The sequence below is a fragment of the Streptomyces sp. HSS9-12 genome, assembly GCF_054963655.1.
In genome coordinates, this window is the sequence record NZ_JBUEGC010000002.1 from 40,420 (window position 1) to 57,077 (window position 16,658).

General features: G+C 70.1%; 14 protein-coding genes. 10 read left to right on the plus strand and 4 right to left on the minus strand.

What is annotated here, in order from left to right; all coding sequences use genetic code 11:
- Positions 1–30 precede the first annotated feature (30 nt).
- Positions 31–243 (plus strand): MbtH family protein, encoded by a 213-nt coding sequence (locus ACY34J_RS01290; protein WP_462724393.1) that lies wholly within the window; start codon positions 31–33, stop codon positions 241–243.
- A gap of 283 nt (positions 244–526) precedes the next feature.
- Complete coding sequence (locus ACY34J_RS01295; protein WP_462724394.1) at positions 527–934, plus strand: helix-turn-helix domain-containing protein; 408 nt, start codon at positions 527–529, stop codon at positions 932–934.
- 139 nt (positions 935–1,073) lie between these two features.
- Here ACY34J_RS01295 and ACY34J_RS01300 read toward each other — a convergent pair whose 3' ends face one another.
- Entirely contained in the window at positions 1,074–1,769 is a 696-nt protein-coding gene (locus ACY34J_RS01300) for a tryptophan 2,3-dioxygenase family protein (RefSeq protein WP_462724527.1), read from the minus strand.
- A 188-nt stretch (positions 1,770–1,957) separates the two neighbouring features.
- On the opposite strand from ACY34J_RS01300, the gene ACY34J_RS01305 reads away from it, so the two are divergent.
- The gene (locus ACY34J_RS01305; protein WP_462724395.1) at positions 1,958–3,145 is read left to right on the plus strand and encodes a cytochrome P450; all 1,188 of its coding nucleotides are present in this window, start codon (positions 1,958–1,960) and stop codon (positions 3,143–3,145) included.
- Between the two features lie 6 nt (positions 3,146–3,151).
- Here the strand turns inward: ACY34J_RS01305 and ACY34J_RS01310 are convergent, their stop codons facing one another.
- The 3 genes from ACY34J_RS01310 to ACY34J_RS01320 all read right to left on the minus strand — a co-directional run bounded on the left by ACY34J_RS01310 (position 3,152) and on the right by ACY34J_RS01320 (position 7,043).
- Entirely contained in the window at positions 3,152–4,912 is a 1,761-nt protein-coding gene (locus ACY34J_RS01310; protein WP_462724396.1) for a non-ribosomal peptide synthetase, read from the minus strand.
- 89 nt (positions 4,913–5,001) lie between these two features.
- Positions 5,002–6,210, minus strand: a complete 1,209-nt coding sequence (locus ACY34J_RS01315; RefSeq protein ID WP_462724397.1) for an erythromycin esterase family protein — start codon at positions 6,208–6,210, stop codon at positions 5,002–5,004.
- A gap of 65 nt (positions 6,211–6,275) precedes the next feature.
- On the minus strand, positions 6,276–7,043 hold the full coding sequence (locus ACY34J_RS01320) for a TioE family transcriptional regulator (RefSeq protein WP_462724528.1): 768 nt from the start codon (positions 7,041–7,043) through the stop codon (positions 6,276–6,278).
- Between the two features lie 166 nt (positions 7,044–7,209).
- Between ACY34J_RS01320 and ACY34J_RS01325 the strand changes: the two genes are divergently transcribed.
- The 7 genes from ACY34J_RS01325 to ACY34J_RS01355 all read left to right on the plus strand — a co-directional run bounded on the left by ACY34J_RS01325 (position 7,210) and on the right by ACY34J_RS01355 (position 16,342).
- Positions 7,210–9,588, plus strand: coding sequence for an ATP-binding cassette domain-containing protein (locus ACY34J_RS01325; protein WP_462724529.1), 2,379 nt, complete (start codon positions 7,210–7,212; stop codon positions 9,586–9,588).
- 288 nt (positions 9,589–9,876) lie between these two features.
- Complete coding sequence (locus ACY34J_RS01330) at positions 9,877–10,815, plus strand: NAD(P)/FAD-dependent oxidoreductase (protein ID WP_462724398.1); 939 nt, start codon at positions 9,877–9,879, stop codon at positions 10,813–10,815.
- A gap of 65 nt (positions 10,816–10,880) precedes the next feature.
- Positions 10,881–11,864 (plus strand): ATP-binding cassette domain-containing protein, encoded by a 984-nt coding sequence (locus ACY34J_RS01335; protein ID WP_462724399.1) that lies wholly within the window; start codon positions 10,881–10,883, stop codon positions 11,862–11,864.
- Positions 11,861–12,679 (plus strand): ABC transporter permease, encoded by an 819-nt coding sequence (locus ACY34J_RS01340; RefSeq protein WP_462724400.1) that lies wholly within the window; start codon positions 11,861–11,863, stop codon positions 12,677–12,679. Before ACY34J_RS01335 ends, ACY34J_RS01340 begins: the two co-directional genes overlap by 4 nt.
- A 77-nt stretch (positions 12,680–12,756) precedes the next feature.
- Positions 12,757–13,470: a class I SAM-dependent methyltransferase gene (locus tag ACY34J_RS01345; protein WP_462724401.1), complete on the plus strand. Its 714-nt coding sequence runs from the start codon at positions 12,757–12,759 to the stop codon at positions 13,468–13,470.
- Positions 13,471–13,510: 40 nt separating this feature from the next.
- Positions 13,511–14,893 (plus strand): hypothetical protein, encoded by a 1,383-nt coding sequence (locus ACY34J_RS01350; protein WP_462724402.1) that lies wholly within the window; start codon positions 13,511–13,513, stop codon positions 14,891–14,893.
- Positions 14,894–14,959: 66 nt separating this feature from the next.
- Positions 14,960–16,342 (plus strand): FAD-binding oxidoreductase, encoded by a 1,383-nt coding sequence (locus ACY34J_RS01355; protein ID WP_462724403.1) that lies wholly within the window; start codon positions 14,960–14,962, stop codon positions 16,340–16,342.
- Positions 16,343–16,658 lie beyond the last annotated feature (316 nt).

Below are 16,658 nucleotides of genomic sequence, written 5' to 3' on the forward strand. Positions count from 1 at the left end.
CCTGCTGAAACGAGATCTGGAGGACAAAAGGTGAGCACCAATCCGTTCGACGACGAGGACGGCCAGTTCCACGTGCTGGTCAACGACGAGGACCAGCAGTCCCTGTGGCCGGCCTTCGTCGAGGTGCCCGCCGGATGGCGCAGCGTCTTTGGCCCCGCCGGAAGGGCGGAGAGCGTCGCCTACGTGGAGGAGCACTGGACCGACATGCGGCCGCGCAGTCTCCGGGAGGCGATGAACGGCTAGCGCTGTGCCGTGAGGCGCGGCTCCGGGCGCTGGCCCGAGGGAAGCCGCGCCGCTGCAGTGCGAGGCCGTGGCGACCGAACCACACCACCACGGCCTGCAGCCTGTTACGCCTGCTTGGCCGACATGAGACGCCGTCGGCCGACGATGACAGTGACCGTATATTTGCGTCGACGGGGAGGCGCACGCTGTGCGATGCACGACCAGCGATGTCATGTTCGTCCGATGGCCGGCACAAACAGACCTTCGGAACCGATGTAGGAGGGACGGCGTACCCCGTCTCCTCGTGGTGGAGGCGGGTGCCCGTCCGCCGGTCTGCAACGACCCCTTCGAGGACTGGGTCCGAGCGCCCATCTCCCGGGATGATCTCGACGCCCGGGTCAGGGCTCTCCAAAATCGGCTCAACAGCCGGCAGATACCAACCCTCGACTCAGCGGGAACACTCACCTTCGGTTCGCATTCGATCACCATCTCCAATGTCCAGACCGAATTGATGGAGCTGCTCATCGAGCACTTCGGGGAGGTGGTGTACCGGCATGAACTCTCACAACGGCTCGCGGAACGCTTGCAGAGGCCGACGAGGAATTCGCTCGACCTCCACATCATGCGGCTCCGCCGCCGTCTGTCACCGACCAACCTGGTGATCCGCACGGCCTGGGGCCGTGGCTACGCGCTGGAGATCGAAGCCGGCTAGGTGGCTGCCCCGGGATGTTGGTGACACGTGTTCGGGGTGCTTGATCAAGTGAGGGCCTTCTGGGTTCGGTGTGGACTGCGACATCCACGCCCGACCACAGGAGGCCCTCATGCATGGGTATCCATCGGCGGCCGAAAGGCTATGAGTGGTGCACTTTTCCGCGCAGCCGGCGAAGTTCGGGGAAGGGTCGGGTGACGCGGCGGGCAAGGAAGTCGACACCGCTTGATCCGCCGGTTCCGCCCTGCTCCCCGATCATCTTCGACACAAGCGCCAGGTGTGCCACTTTCCAGTGCCAGTACCCGTTCCCCAAGTCCACCAGTGCTTCCCCGAGGCGGTGCAGCACGCCGGACTCCACGCCACGTCGGCAGACGTCGTGCACGGACTGCCCCTGGTACTCGACCGCCGCCGCGAACGCCTCGTAGAGACTGCCCTGGTGGTGGCTGTTGCCCAGCAGTGCCGTCAGCCGCCGGAACTGCGCGGACTGCGCGCCGCTCGCCGTGTCCAGATAAGTCCGGAACTCGGCGAAATAACGCAGTGGCAGTTTCTCCAGCACCAGCAACTGCTGCTGAAGCACCCGTATCAACTCGCCGGACCGCAGCAGGAATTCCAGTCCCAGCTCCAGGTCGTGCGGGTCACAGGGCGGCAGGAGCGCCTCGGCAGCGGCGTCCAGATCGGCCCCGAGCTGCTTCAGCCACAGCTCGCAGGACTGGTGGGTGATGATGAAGAACTGTTCGGCCAGGACGACCGCGCGGCCGGCTGTGTGGGGGGCCTGCGGCTCTTGTAGCGAAAGCAGGGTCTCCATGCGGAGATAGTCCCCATACGTCAGAGTACTCAGGACGCCGCCTCCTCGTCATAGGTGATCTGCCGGCCGCAGCCGGGCGATCCGGCGCGTCCAACGACCCATATTCGTGAGCGTGACACGGGAAGGGACCAGCTGATCAGCAATCTTTCGTCTCTCATTCAAGAGGAAAGACCTGCGCAAGAGCTTCCCGGCGCCGGCGCCGCCGATGTGACGATTTGGGCATGACCACCTCGACCGAGCTGGACCTGACCGACGCGACCGCCTTCGTACGGCACGACGCATACGAGTTCTGGCGCGACGTGCGCAAGCACCGGCCCGTGTACTGGCACGAGGGAAATCCCGGTTTCTGGGTCGTCGCCCGTCACGCCGACGTGCTGTCCTGTTACGCCGACGTACGCTCCCTGAGTTCCGCTCGAGGGACCGTACTGGACGTCCTTCTGAGCGGCGGTGACTCGGCGGGCGGCAAGATGCTCGCGGTCACCGACCGGCCCCGCCACCGCGAGCTGCGCAACCTGATGCTGCGCGCCTTCTCCCCGCGCGTCCTCGGCGCGGTGGAGGAGAAGGTCTGGGAACGGACGTCACGGCTCATCAGGACCGTCGCTCGGCAGGGGGAGTTCGACTTCGCCGCGGAGGTCGCCGAGTACGTCCCGATGAACACGATCTGCGATCTGCTCTCCATTCCGGAGGCGGATCGCGAGAAGCTGCTGCGCTGGAACAAGCTGGCCCTCTCCTCGGACGACGCCGAGTCCGACCGGCTGGACTCCCTGGAGGCCCGGAACGAGATCATCGGCTACTTCATGGACCTCTCCCGGTACCGCCGCGGCGACCCCGGCGACGACGTGATCAGCATGATCGCGACGGCGGAGGCGGGAGGCCGCCCGCTGACGCTGGAGGAGGTCGCGCTCAACTGCTACAGCCTCGTGCTCGGCGGCGACGAGTCCTCCCGCGTGTCCGCGATCTGCGCGGTGAAGACGTTCGCCGAGCACCCCGCCCAGTGGCGGGCGTTGCGTGAAGGGTCGGCCGCGATCGACACGGCGGTCGAGGAGGTGCTGCGCTGGGCTACGCCGGCCATGCACTTCGCCCGCACCGCGACGCGGGACATGCGGATAGGCGGCCGGCAGGTGCGCGCAGGCGACATCGTGACGCTGTGGAACACCTCCGCCAACAACGACGAGGAGGTGTTCGACCAGCCGCGCCGGTTCGACCCGACCCGCTCGCCCAACAAGCACGTATCCTTCGGCCACGGCCCGCACTTCTGCGTCGGCGCCTTCCTCGGCCGGGCGGAGCTGCGCGCACTGCTGAGCGCGCTCACCGAGTCGGTCGCCGAGATCGAGGTGTGCGGCGAGCCCGCCCCGATCTACTCCAACTTCCTAAACGGCTACGCCAGTCTGCCGGTCGCCTTCCGCTGACGGCCGTCAGCCGGGCAGCCGGCTCTCGACGGCCGCGGCCAGCTCGCCGATCGTCGCCGCCTCCAGCACGGTCCGGATCGACAGCGCGACCTCGTACCGCTCCCGGATCCGGGCGACCAGCCTGGTCGCCTGCACGGAGTGCCCGCCGAGCTGGAAGAAGTTGTCGGCGGCCGTCGCCTCCGGGGTCCCGAGGACTTCCCGCACGATCGCGCAGACCACGTCAGCGCAGTCGTCCGCCTCGACGGCCTCCGGCGCCCGCCCGCCGCCCGAGAGTCCCTCGGCGCCCGCGTCCGGCTGCGGCAGGGCCCCCCGGTCGATCTTGCCGTTGGCCAGCGTCGGGAACCGCTCCAGCACCGTGACCCGTGCGGGCACCATGTGCGCGGGCAGCGACTCGGCGACATGGGCGCGCAGATCACCCGGCTCGACCGGCGCCGTGGTGGTGACGTAGCCGACGACATGCGCGTCGGCCAGCTCACCCCGCACCACGGCGACGGCGACGTCCACCGCCGGGTGGGCGGCGAGCCGGGCTTCGATCTCACCGAGTTCGACGCGGAAACCGCGCAGCTTCACCTGGCTGTCGGCGCGGCCCGCGAAGAGCAGCTCGCCGTCCGGCCCCCTGCGGCCCCGGTCGCCCGTGCGGTACATCCGGGTGCCCGGCGGCCCGAACGGGTCGGCCACGAACTTCGCCGCGGTCGCCGGGGACCGGTTGAGGTAGCCGCGCGCCATCCCGCTGCCCGCGATGTACAGCTCGCCCTCCGTGCCGGACGGCACCGGGCGCAGGCGCTCGTCGAGCACGTGCACCTCCTTGCCGACCCACGGAGTGCCGATCCCGATGTCACCGGCATCGCGCACCGGCCCGGCGGTCGTCGCCCCGACGGTCACCTCGGTCGGACCGTAACCGTTGAACATCCGCCGTGCCCGCGACCACTTGCGCACCAGCGTCGGCGTACAGCTGTCCCCCGTGGACATGACGGTCCCGCCGGGCAGGACGTCCTCGGCGTCGGTCTCGCTGAGCGCCACCGGAGGCAGTGTGGCGTGCGTGATGCCGTATTTGAGCAAGGTGTTCCACAGCGGATGGCCCGGCAGCAGGTCGTCGGCGGGCACCATCACGAGGGCCGCCCCGGACAGCAGCGCCAGGGACACGTCCCAGAAGGCGGCGTCGAAACTGATGGACGCCCACTGGAGCACGCGGTCGCCCGGGCCCGCCCGCAGGACGGCCGCCTGGGTGGCGGCCATGTCGCGCACACCGCCGTGCGGCACGGCGACGCCCTTGGGCGTCCCGGTCGACCCCGAGGTGTAGATGACGTACATCAGGTGCTCGGGGCGCAGTGCGGCGCGGCGCTCGTGCTGGGCGACGTCGTGCCCCGGCAGAGCCGCGCAAGCGGCACGGAACGCCGGGTCGTCGAGGACGAGTTCCTCCGGACCCGCGCCGAGGGGCGCCACCGAGGAGGACCGCAGCAGCAGCACCGGCCGCGCGTCGGACAGCATGAACGACAGGCGTTCCGCCGGATAGTCCGGGTCGAGCGGGAGGTAGGCGCCGCCGGCCTTGAGCACCGCCATGATCGCCACGATCAGTTCCCGCGACTTCGGCATCGCGATCGCGACGAGCGAGTCGGGACCGACACCGTGCGCGATGAGCCTGCGGGCGAGCCGGTTGATCCGGGTGTTCAGCTCCGCGTACCCGAGGGTGCCCTCCCCGTCGACGAGGGCGGGCTCATCGCCCCGACGGGCGACGATTGACTCAAACAGTGCAGGAACCGTGTTCAAGCGCGGTCAGCTCCTTCGGGAGGCTCCCTGATCGACGGCGAATCTAATCTCCGGCGCGCGGGGATCCCGGCGAATCCTTCCCCTCTCTGTCAGTGCTCGCTCCCGGCACCGGCGGGGGTGCGCAGGAGGTCCTCCGACCGGGTGACGGCGGCGCCGTCACGGACGTGCAGGACCGCGTCGGCGGTGTCCAGGAGGGCCTGGTCGAGCGGAAAGTAGCCCTGCTGCGGGGTGGTGTCCGTCCGGGTCCGGGCGGCGGTGACCGTGCCGGTGGGGGCCACGGCCCAGTCGGTGACACGGTCCTGCAGAACGCTCTCGTAGGTGCCCGGCTCGGGGTCGCCCAGCCCGATGGTCTCACTGCGGCCCAGGCTGCCGGCGACGAAGAGGTACTGCTCGCCCAGCAGCGGTGCCACGACGGTGCCGGCCCCGGGCCAGCCGACGCGCAGGTCTCCCAGGCTCCAGGTGCTCGGGGTCCGCTGGAGGTGCACGTTGTGGGCGAAGACCAGAGTCGCGCCCCGGCGGCCCTCGATGCTGCGGATGTCGAGGAGATTCTGCGCCATGAGCGCGTCCCGGGTGGCGAACAGCCGGGACAGCCGGGTGTTGTTCTCCAGGCGCTGGGCCGCCTGCCAGTGGTAGCGCAGCAGACCGAGGCCGGCGGTGAGGTGGGTCCTGGCCCGGAGCCACTCCGCGCGCGAGGTCTGCGCGATCCGCTCGGCGGCGTTGGAGTGGAGCAGCGTGAGCATGTCGTCGGCGAGGGACCGCAGCCGCTCGGCCTCGGGCGTGGCGCCGACCGACATGGCCGGGTCCATCACCGCCTCCGTACGGCTCCACTGCTCGTCCGCGCCGAACAGCCCGGTCAGGTCGAGGTTGAGCCCCAGATAGTCCCGGGCGTGCTCGAGACAGCGCCGCGGGCTGGGGGCGCTGGTCGTCTCCGTCGGGACGTCGAAGCCGTGGAAGGTCAGCTGCTCCTCCGGCGGCAGGCCCGCGTTGTGGTCGCGCATCCAGGCGACGAGGCGCCGGTTGGTCTGGAGGTTTCCGAAGCCGTGGGAGAAGCCCTCCCGCGCCACCTCGTCGAGATCCCCGTCGCCGCCCTTGACGAAGTCGTCGACGCGCAGCGCGGCCACGCGGTCGGTCTCCAGGGCGATCGAGCGGAAGCCGAGGCGGGCCAGCCGGGCGAACAGCTCGTTGCGTACCCACCCGAAGGCGGGTTCCCGGTGGGTGGGTTCGCCGAGCGCCAGCACGGCGCACGAGGCCACGGGAAGGTCGTGGAAGTCCTTTCTCATGTCTGTCAATCGAATCATTGAAAGACCTGTTGAGGCTTACGGCGATGCCGTCGGCACCGCGGGCGGACTCGCCCCGCGAGGTCTCAAACCGTCGGTGGGGACCCCGGCGCGGAAGCGGGTTCCGCGGCGGCCGGCGGTCCGGCCGGGGCGATGCCGAGGAGGGCCACGTACCCGCCGAGACGGGCCGCCGCGTCGAGCATGGACACACCACGGGCCGTGAGCCGTCGCCGCCAGTCGTCGAGGGCGGCGGACAGCGCCTCGGTGCCGCCGGCCGTGCGGATCTGGCGAACCACCGTGCGGATGTGCTCCAGCGGGTAGCCCCCGCGCCGCAGGAGATGGGTCAGCTCGGCGTCGCGTACGTCCGTGGCGCCGAACGAACGGTGGCCGGTGAGCGGCTCCCGGGCGGGGGTGAGGATGCCCACCGCCTCCCAGTTCCGCAGGGTCGCTGCGGTCACCCCCAGACGGCGCGCGAGTTCGCCGATGCTGAGCGGCTCGCTGCCGGCGGAGGTGTGCTCGGCGAGGCTGGGGCCGCTGGTGAGGTGCTCCACCGCCCGCCCCACCGCGTCCAGCGTGCTTCGGTCGCGCAGCAGTTGGGCGTGGCCGCGGTCGACGGCCGTCAGCGCGGCGTCGAGGTCGCCGGTGTTGAGCGACCGCATGATCTCGCCGCCCGTGGCGTATCCGTATGCCTGGACGAGCGCCAGATAGGCGCGCAGGGCCGCCGCGTGGATCTCGGTGTACGTGCGGTAGCCGGACGGGGTGCGCCGGGCGAGCGGGATGAACCCGTCCCGCTCGTAGTTGCGGACCGCCTGGGTGGAAATGCCGTGCTCACGGGCCAGGTCGTAGGGACGCAGGTACTTCACGGTTTGAGACTTTACCCGAAGAATTCGGCGTAGCTTCTCCAAAGCCCTCAACCGACTTTGCAGGTATACGCTTGAGCTCATGAACCGGGACGTTCAGGAACTCGTCACCACGTCGCATGACGAAGGCGTGCCGCGTCCGACCAACGGGAGGGACACCATGACAGCCGGCACGGAGACGGACACCCAGCCCGCTGCGCTGTGTGCCGCCGACAGCCATGATCTGATCCGTGTGCACGGAGCACGTGAGAACAACCTCAAGAACGTGCATGTGGAGATCCCCAAACGGCGGCTGACCGTGTTTACCGGGGTCTCCGGCTCGGGCAAGAGCTCCCTGGTGTTCGACACGATCGCCGCGGAGTCGCAACGGCTGATCAACGAGACCTACAGCGCCTTCATCCAGGGCTTCATGCCCACCCTGGCGCGGCCCGAGGTCGACGTGCTCGACGGGCTGACCACCGCGATCCTGGTCGACCAGCAGCCGATGGGCACCAGCCTCCGCTCCACGGTCGGCACCGCCACCGACGCGGGCACACTGCTGCGCATCCTCTTCAGCCGGCTCGCCAAGCCGTACATCGGGTCCCAGAAGGCGTTCGCCTTTAACGTCGCCTCGGCCGACGCGTCGGGTGTCCTCGTGGTGAACGGCAAGAAGATCGAGAAGGGCTTCAGCGTCGTCGGCGGCATGTGCCTGCGGTGCGAGGGCATGGGCACCGTCTCGGACATCGAGCCCGCCCAGCTGTTCGACGACTCCAAGTCGCTCGCGGACGGCGCGATCACAGTCCCCGGCTGGAAGCCCGACGGCTGGGTGGTGCAGTCGTTCACCGAGTCGGGCTTCCTCGACCCGCACAAGCCGATCCGCGACTACACCGAGCAGGAACGGCACGACTTCCTGCACCGGGACCCGGTCAAGGTCAAGGTGAAGGGTGTCAACACCACCTACGAGGGCCTCCTCGCGCGAGTGCGCAAGTCGTTCCTGTCCAAGGACAAGGAGACGCTCCAGCCGCACATCCGTGCCTTCGTGGAACGGGCGGTGGCGTTCTCCGCCTGCCCCGAGTGCCACGGCACCCGGCTCAGCGAGACCGCCCGGTCCGCGAAGATCGACGGCATCAACATCGCCGATGCCTGCGCCATGCAGATCAGCGACCTCGCGGCCTGGATCCGCGGTCTGACCGACCCGTCGGTCACAACACTGCTCACGGTGCTCGGCCAGACCCTCGACTCGTTCGTCCAGATCGGCCTCGGCTACCTCTCGCTCGACCGGTCTTCGAGCACGCTCTCGGGCGGTGAGGCCCAGCGCGTCAAGATGGTCCGCCACCTGGGCTCCGCGCTCACCGACGTCACCTACGTCTTCGACGAGCCCACCGTCGGCCTGCACCCGCACGACATCCAGCGGATGAACGACCTGCTGCTGCGACTGCGCGACAAGGGCAACACCGTGCTGGTCGTGGAACACAAGCCGGAGACGATCGTGATCGCCGACCACGTCGTCGACCTGGGACCGCTCGCCGGCACCAAGGGCGGCGAGGTGGTCTTCGAGGGCACCGTCGAGGGTCTGCGGGCCAGCGGCACCGTCACCGGACGGCACCTGGACGACAGGGCCTCGCTGAAGCCGTCCGTGCGCGAGCGGTCCGGTGTGCTGGAGGTGCGCGGCGCCAACGCCCACAATCTGCGCGACGTCGACGTAGACATCCCGCTCGGCGTGCTCACCGTGGTCACCGGGGTCGCGGGCTCCGGAAAGAGCTCCCTGATCCACGGCTCGGTAGCGGGCCGCGACGGCGTCGTCACGGTGGACCAGTCGCCCATCAAGGGCTCCCGGCGCAGCAACCCGGCCACCTACACGGGCATGCTCGAACCGATCCGCAAGACGTTCGCTAAGGTTAACGGGGTCAAGCCCGCCCTGTTCAGCCCCAACTCCGAGGGCGCCTGCCCCAACTGCAAGGGCGCCGGTGTAATCTACACCGACCTGGCGATCATGGCCGGTGTCGCCACCACTTGCGAGGACTGCGAGGGCAAGCGGTTCCAGGCGTCGGTGCTCCAGTACCGGCTCGGCGGCCGGGACATCAGCGAGGTGTTCGCGATGCCGGTGGCCGAGGCCGCCGAGTTCTTCCGCAGCGGTGAGGCACGGACGCCGGCCGCGTACACGGTCCTCGACCGGCTCGCCGAGGTCGGCCTGGGCTACCTCAGCCTCGGCCAGCCGCTCACCACCCTCTCCGGCGGCGAGCGGCAACGGCTGAAGCTCGCCGGCCACATGGCCGGAACGGGCAGCGTCTACATCCTCGACGAGCCGACCAGCGGCCTGCACCTGGCCGACGTTGAGCAACTGCTCGCCCTGCTCGACCGGTTGGTGGACTCCGGCAAGACGGTCATCGTCGTGGAGCACCACCAGGCGGTCATGGCCCACGCCGACTGGATCATCGACCTCGGCCCGGGCGCCGGCCACGACGGCGGCCGGATCGTCTTTGAGGGCACGCCCGCCGAACTCGTCGCCGCCCGCTCCACCCTCACCGGCGAGCACCTCGCCCAGTACGTCAGCGCCTGACGCGACGCGGCCGTCCGCCTGCCCCCGCCTGGTGACTCGGGGCTGGGGCGACCGCGGCCGGCTCGTACCCGGGCGGAAAGCCGGCATCGGCTGTGCCGCGCAGGCGCACGACTGTCTGGCTCACGTCTTTCGCCCGCACCTTTCCACCACCGCGGCGGCGAGCAGAATGCGGGCCGACGGCTTCCGCCCGCTGACAGCCCGTTCCGGCGTTCCAACACCGAGCACCGGCCGGACCGCTCCCGTGGTGGACGGACCCGCTCATGCCGCCCGACGGAAGGGATCAGACCGATGTCCTCGCACACCGACCACACCACCGTGATCGTGGGAGCCGGCCCCGCCGGGCTCACCGCGGCGCTCGGCTTGGCCAGATACCGGCACCCGGTGATCGTCGTGGACAGCCCCCGGGCACCGCGCAACAGCGCGTCGGCGGGTGTTCACGGCCACATCGGAATGGACGGCGTCACTCCCGCCGAGTTCCGGGAGCGCGCCTGGCGGGAACTTTCCCGGTACACGACTGTGGAGCGGCTGGAGGACGACGCCGACAGCGTGTCCCCCGCTCCCGGCGGGGGCTTCCGGGTCGCCCTCGGTGACGGTGAGGCCGTCGAGGCCCGAACCGTCCTGCTCGCGACCGGTGTCGTCGACGTCCATCCGGCCGACGTGGACGGATTCGCGGAGTGCTGGGGCCGCAGCGTGATCCACTGCCCGTTCTGCCTCGGTGAGGAGAACGCGGGTCGGCGCTGGGCGACGGTCGCCGACAACGCGGAACTCGCGGCACTGTCGGCCGTGGCCTTCCGCGCCTGGAGCGAGGACACGATCGCGATCTGCCAGGAGTCGATGCCCGGCCTGGAGACCGCTCGCGCGACCGCGCGAAGCAGGGGAGGGGACGTCGTCACGGGAACGGTCCGCCGCCTGCATCACCGGGAAGGGGCCCTGTACGGCATCGAGTTGGCCGACGGCAGGGTCCTGGAGCGGCAGACCCTGGTGTGGACGCCGCGACAACGGCAGCAACCCGTCGTGCAGCGGGCGGCCGACGAACTGAAGCTGACAGTCGACGACGCCGGCTTCATCGGCGTCGACGCCTCCCAGTGCACCAGCGTGCCGGGCCTGTACGCGGCCGGGGACCTGACCAGTCGCTGGGAGCAGTCGGTCACCGCGTCGACCGCGGCGGGCGCAGCGGCCGCCGACGCCATCCACATGTCGGCCTTGCTCGGTGCCGTGCACCACTGAACCGGGTCGCCGCCCCGCCACCATGCACCCCAGGGCGCGTCGGACCAGGAAAGGAATCACGGTAGATGCCAGCAGCGATCAGAACAGCCGGACTGTGCAAGCGTTTCGGCTCGCTCACCGCACTCGACCGCCTCGAACTCACGGTGCCCGAGGGCACGGTGCACGGCCTGCTCGGCCCCAACGGCGCCGGCAAGACCACCACCGTCCGGATCCTGGCCACCCTCATAGCGCCGGACGACGGAGTGGCCGAGGTGTTCGGCGTGGACGTGCGCCGCGACCCCCGGCGGGTCCGGTCGATGATCGGGCTCACCGGCCAGTACGCCGCTGTCGACGAACTGCTCACCGGGCGCGAGAACCTGCACATGATCGGCAGGCTGTTCCGGCTGTCGAAGTCCGACTGCCGGGCACGCGCGAGCGAACTGCTGGAACGCTTCGGCCTGGAGGAAGCGGCCGACCGGCAGCCCAAGACGTACTCGGGCGGGATGCGGCGCCGACTCGACGTCGCGGCCAGCCTCATGGCGCGGCCCGGGCTCGTCTTCCTCGACGAGCCGACCACTGGCCTCGATCCGCGCAGCCGTATGGAGGTGTGGCGGCTCGTGCGCGAACTGGTCGCGGACGGAACGACCGTACTGCTCACCACGCAGTACCTGGAGGAGGCGGACCAGCTCGCCGACTCCCTGTCCGTGATCGACCGGGGCGAAGTCATCGTCAGCGGCCCCCCGGACGAGCTGAAGGCCCAGGTGGGCCCGGACCGGGTCGGCATCACGCTTCTCGACACGGGAGCCATGGAGCGGACGGTCCGGATCCTGCGGGAGCGGCTGGGCACCGACCCGGTCGCCGACTCCGAGAAGATGCAGGTCCACGCGCCGCTGCCCGACGGCGGCGCCCTGCCCGACCTGCTTCACTTGCTCAGGGAGTCGGGGATCGCGATAGGTGATGTGGCGCTCCGCCGGCCCACTCTCGACGACGTCTTCCTCGCCGTGACGGGCCGATCCGCCGATCACGGCACCGACCGGCGCAACAGTGGGAAGGAAACCGAGCGGCCATGACCTCCACCACTCTCACGCGGCAGAGCGGCACGTCGTACACGCCGTCGGGCAACGCACACGCCTGGTGGTTCTCCGACGTGTGGCAAATGACCCTGCGCAACGTACGGCATGTACTGCGCAGCCCCGAACTGGTGATGTTCTCCCTGGTCCAGCCGGTGATGTTCATCCTGCTGTTCACGTACGTCTTCGGCGGCGCCATCGACGTCGGCGGCGAACGCTACGCCCAGTTCCTGCTGCCCGGCATCCTCGTCCAGATGGCGCTCTACGGCTCCGCCGCCGGTACCACCATCGGGGTCGCCGCCGAGATGCACGAGGGCCTCATGGACCGCTTCCGGTCGATGCCGATGAGCCGTACCGCCGTGCTGATCGGACGCACGCTGGCGGAGATCTTCCGCAACGTCGGCGTGGCTGGCGTGACCGTGGGAGTGGGCCTGCTGATCGGCTTCCGGTTCCGCAACGGCCTCGTGCCCGCGCTGGCCGGCCTGCTGCTGTTGCTGCTGTTCGGCTACGCCGTGTCGTGGTTCGCAGCCTACCTCGGGCTGTCGGTGCGCAACGCGGAAGCTGCCCAGGCGGTCGGCGGTGTGTGGATCTTCCCGTTCACACTGATGTCCTCGGCGTTCGTACCGACCGGCACGATGCCGGGCTGGCTGGAGGCGTACGCCGCCCACAGCCCCATGACGGCGGCCGTGAACGCGCTGCGCGCACTGTTCACCGGTGGCCCGGCGACCAGCTACGTCCTGCAGACCGTGGCCTGGGCGGTCGGCCTGATCGCGGTGTTCGCCCCGCTCGCGGTCCGCAAGTACGGCTCCCGCTGACCGGCGGACGACACCTCCGTGACAGAAGTCCGCAAGAGACCGAGGAGGCGCCGGGGGGCGACGCAATCATGGCAGCCATGACTGAACCTGCCGGCGCACCCGACGGACCCGCGGTGATGACCGAGGTATTCGACGCCGTCTACCGCGGGGAGAGCCCGTTCGGCAAGCGCCCGCCATGGGACATCGGGGCGCCCCAACCCGCCTACGTCGCCCTGGAGAAAGCGGGGCTCATCCGCGGCACGGTGCTCGACGCGGGCTGCGGCACCGGTGAGGACGCCCTCCACCTGGCGGGCAAGGGCTACGCGGTGACGGGGCTGGACCTGTCCCCGACGGCGATCTCCCTCGCCCGGGACAAGGCCGCCGCACGCGGACTCGGCGCCGTCTTCGAAGTCGCCGACGCCCTCGACCTCACGGGCTACGAAGGGCGTTTCGACACCGTGATCGACTCCGGCCTCGCCCACACCTTCGAGGGCGACAGGCTGCGCGCCTACGCGGCGGCCTTGCACCGCGCCTGCCGCCCGGGGGCGGTGGCGTACATCCTCTCGATCAGCGACCGGGGATCCGCGGAGATGCAGGCGCGGCTCGCCGAGGCCATCGAGGAGATACCGGCGCCGCTCCCGGGCGACGACGAGCCTTCCGCCCTCAAGCGCTCCGCCGGCCACTTGCGCGACGGCTTCGCCGACGGCTGGACGGTCGAGTCGATCGACGAGGCCCTCATGCGCGGCATCATCCCGCCCACGTCGGAACTCCTCGACGTGCACGCCTGGCTCGGACGTTTCCGCCGTAGCTGACCGCGACCACCGAAGACGGCCCCTGAGAAGGTGATGAACGATGAAGGTGCGAGTAGGCAAGTGGCTGCGGACCGTCGTGTCTTCACCGGTCGGCCGTGCGGCCAGACGCGCGTTCCCGCCGGCCGGCACCTCCCCGGCCCCGCCGAAGTGGGCCGGGGCCGCCCGCACCGCCTACCGGTTCGGCTGCGTCTACGCCGGCCTGTACTGCCTGACCACTCCGCAGGTCTATCTGGCCCTGCGCGGGGGCGGAATGGGGCGTCTGCAGGAAGCGGCCGACGCCTGGGCGAAGCTCTGGGCGATACGCCCGGTGCGGAACTGGATGTCCGTCCGGTTCCTCGGCAGGGAGCTGGGTGACCGCTTCGACGGTGGCGACGACCCGCACACCTGGGCGGGGCAGCTCTGCTGGCTCGCGGGCGCCGCCGCGGCCACCCCGGTGTGGTCCGTGCTGGACCGGCACCGGACGGACTACGCGACGCTGGACAAGTGGTTCCGCCTGGCCGCCCGTTTCTGCCTCGCGGGGCAGATGTTCTCCTACGGCGCGGCCAAGGCTGTCCCGCTCCAGTTCCAGCTGCCGCCGTCCAAGCTCGTCGAGCCGCTCGGTGACCTCAGCCCGATGAGCCTGCTGTGGGCGCAGACGGGATCCTCGAAGCCGTACCAGATGCTGCTCGGCTGTGCGGAGATCGCGGGCGGGCTGCTGCTCATCCTGCCGCGCACGGCGTCGCTGGGCGCGCTGCTGTCGGCGGCGGAGATGGCCCAGGTGCTCCTGCTCAACATGACCTTCGACGTCCCCGTCAAGGTCCACTCCTTCCAATTGCTCCTGCTCAGCCTGCTTCTGCTGGCCCCGCAGACGCCTCGCCTGGCCGAGGCCATGCTCACGGAGCGCCCGCTCCGCGCGGCCGCCCCCGCGGACCTCTTCCGTTCCCACCGGGCGAACCGGATCGCCACCGCCCTCCAGGCCGGGGCGGGACTCTGGCTGCTCGGCGCGCAACTGCGCAACGACTGGACGTTCTGGAAGAACCACGGGGGCGGACGGGAAAAGCCCGAGTTGTACGGCGTCTGGGACGTCACCGACTTCTCCGTCGACGGCGAGCAGCACCCGCCTGTGACGACCGACGGTCGGCGCTGGCGCCGAGTCGTCGTGGACTCCGCCGACGCCGTGGCCATCCAGCACATGGACGACTCGCTCGACCCCTGCATGGCGGCGATCGACATGAACGCCCGTTCGGTCGCACTGACCAAGATGGCCGACCCGAAGTGGCAGGTGACGTTCACCTTCGAGCGCCCGGCCGACGATCGCCTGATCCTGGAGGGCGAGGCCGACGGCTGCCACCTCCGCCTGCACCTGCGCCGCCGCGACCTCGTCACCTTCCCGCTGGTCAGCCGTGGCTTCCACTGGGTGCAGGAGAACTCGTCCCTGCGCTAGCGGACCTGTGGGCCGAGCGGTACTCGCGGGGCGGTGGCCACGCCGTCCACGGAAGGAGAACGACGGATGAGCGTGGACGTGGTGACGCTGGCCGCCGAGGTGAGAGGACCCGTCCTCCTGCCCGGCAGCCGAGGGTACGACGAGGAACGGACCGGTTTCCAGACCGGTTTCCGGCACCGCCCCGCCGTCGTCGTCGGCGCCACCCGCCCCGAGGACGTGCGCGCCGCGGTCCGCTTCGCCGCCGAGCGGAGGCTGCCCGTCGCCGTGCAGTCCACCGGACACGGCATCGTCACCGCCCTGGACGGCGAGGGCGTTCTCATCACCACCCGCCGGATGAAGGCCGTCGCGGTGGACGCGGAGGCCGGAACTGTCACAGCCCAGGCCGGCGTGCTGTGGGGAGAGGTCATCGAGCAGGCCGCCCCACACGGTCTGGCCCCTGTCAACGGCTCAGCTCCGCACATCGGCGTCGTCGGCTACCTCCTCGGCGGCGGTATCGGCCTGCTCGGCCGCCGGACCGGTTACGCCAGCGACTACGTCCGCGCCATCGACATCGTCACCGCGGACGGCGCGCTGCGCCACGTCACGGCCGGCTCCGACCCCGACCTGTTCTGGGCGCTGCGCGGTGGCGGCGGCAACTTCGGCGCCGTCACCGCCATCGACACCGCCCTCGTGCCGGTGACGCGGCTCTACGGCGGCGGCCTTCACTTCGCCGCGGACCACCCCGTCGACCTGCTGCACGCCTACCGGGCATGGACCCTGACGCTGCCCGAGGAGCTCACCTCCTCGATCTGTCTCATGACCTGCCCGCCGTTGCCGTCTGTCCCCGAGTCGCTGCGCGGACGCTACGTCGCACAGGTCCGGATCGCCTTCACGGGCTCCGCCGAGGAGGGCGAACGGCTCGTGGCGCCCCTGCGGGCGCTCGGCCCGCGGCTGGTCGACACCGTCCGGGAGATGCCGTACACGGAGGTCGGCACCATCTACCAGGATCCGCACGTCCCGCACGCCTACTTCGGCGGGAACGTCTTGCTGCGCGAACTCGATCCCACGGCCCTGTGGACCGTCGTGGACGTGGCCGGACCCGATGCGACCGTGCCCTGCATCGTCGAGATCCGTCACCTCGGCGGGGCCTTCGCCCGCCGGCCCCCCGACCCGGACGCGGTCGGCGGACGGGACGCCGCTTACATGCTGCGCGTGATGACCGGCGGAACGGCCGCGCCGTCCACGGTCGCCCGGCCGGTCCATCAGCGCGTCTACGACGCCCTGAAGCCCTGGACAGTCGGCCGCAGCCTCAACTCCGTCTACAACGACGGCGCCCCGGTCTCCCAGGAGCGGGTGCGGGAACTCTTCGCGGCCGAGGATTACGAGCGGCTGGGACGCGTGAAGACGCTGTACGACCCGCACAACCTGTTCCGGTTCACCCATAACATCCGGCCGAAAGAAAGCGATTGACTGAGCTTTTGCGCTTGCATGCGGGAACCATGCTGCTCGTCGTGCCCGTGGTCCCGCTGAACAACTTCGTCGTGGTGATCGTCGTCGGCTTGGTCATCGGTTCAGGTTCGTCACCGGGCTACTGCCGGCGCTGGGCGGCCTGGCGCTGCTGTTCTCCGCACCTCCTCGCGGGACTCTCGTCTTTGACGCTCGTTCGACGCTCTGGCCGTGCACACGAAGGACGATGAGCCGAGAAATCGGCTCTGACCAGGTGTTTTCTGGGGTCTGTTCAGGCGGACATCTTTCCGATGACTCATCATGTGGAGTGCGTGGCCAT

Bases quoted from the DNA above. Each gene is read 5' to 3' on its own strand.
- ACY34J_RS01305 (WP_462724395.1), top strand. From the start codon at position 1,958: ATGACCACCTCGACCGAGCTGGACCTGACCGACGCGACCGCCTTCGTA.
- ACY34J_RS01315 (WP_462724397.1), bottom strand. From the start codon at position 6,210: ATGATTCGATTGACAGACATGAGAAAGGACTTCCACGACCTTCCCGTG.
- ACY34J_RS01325 (WP_462724529.1), top strand. From the start codon at position 7,210: ATGACAGCCGGCACGGAGACGGACACCCAGCCCGCTGCGCTGTGTGCC.
- ACY34J_RS01330 (WP_462724398.1), top strand. From the start codon at position 9,877: ATGTCCTCGCACACCGACCACACCACCGTGATCGTGGGAGCCGGCCCC.
- ACY34J_RS01335 (WP_462724399.1), top strand. From the start codon at position 10,881: ATGCCAGCAGCGATCAGAACAGCCGGACTGTGCAAGCGTTTCGGCTCG.
- ACY34J_RS01340 (WP_462724400.1), top strand. From the start codon at position 11,861: ATGACCTCCACCACTCTCACGCGGCAGAGCGGCACGTCGTACACGCCG.
- ACY34J_RS01345 (WP_462724401.1), top strand. From the start codon at position 12,757: ATGACTGAACCTGCCGGCGCACCCGACGGACCCGCGGTGATGACCGAG.
- ACY34J_RS01350 (WP_462724402.1), top strand. From the start codon at position 13,511: ATGAAGGTGCGAGTAGGCAAGTGGCTGCGGACCGTCGTGTCTTCACCG.
- ACY34J_RS01355 (WP_462724403.1), top strand. From the start codon at position 14,960: ATGAGCGTGGACGTGGTGACGCTGGCCGCCGAGGTGAGAGGACCCGTC.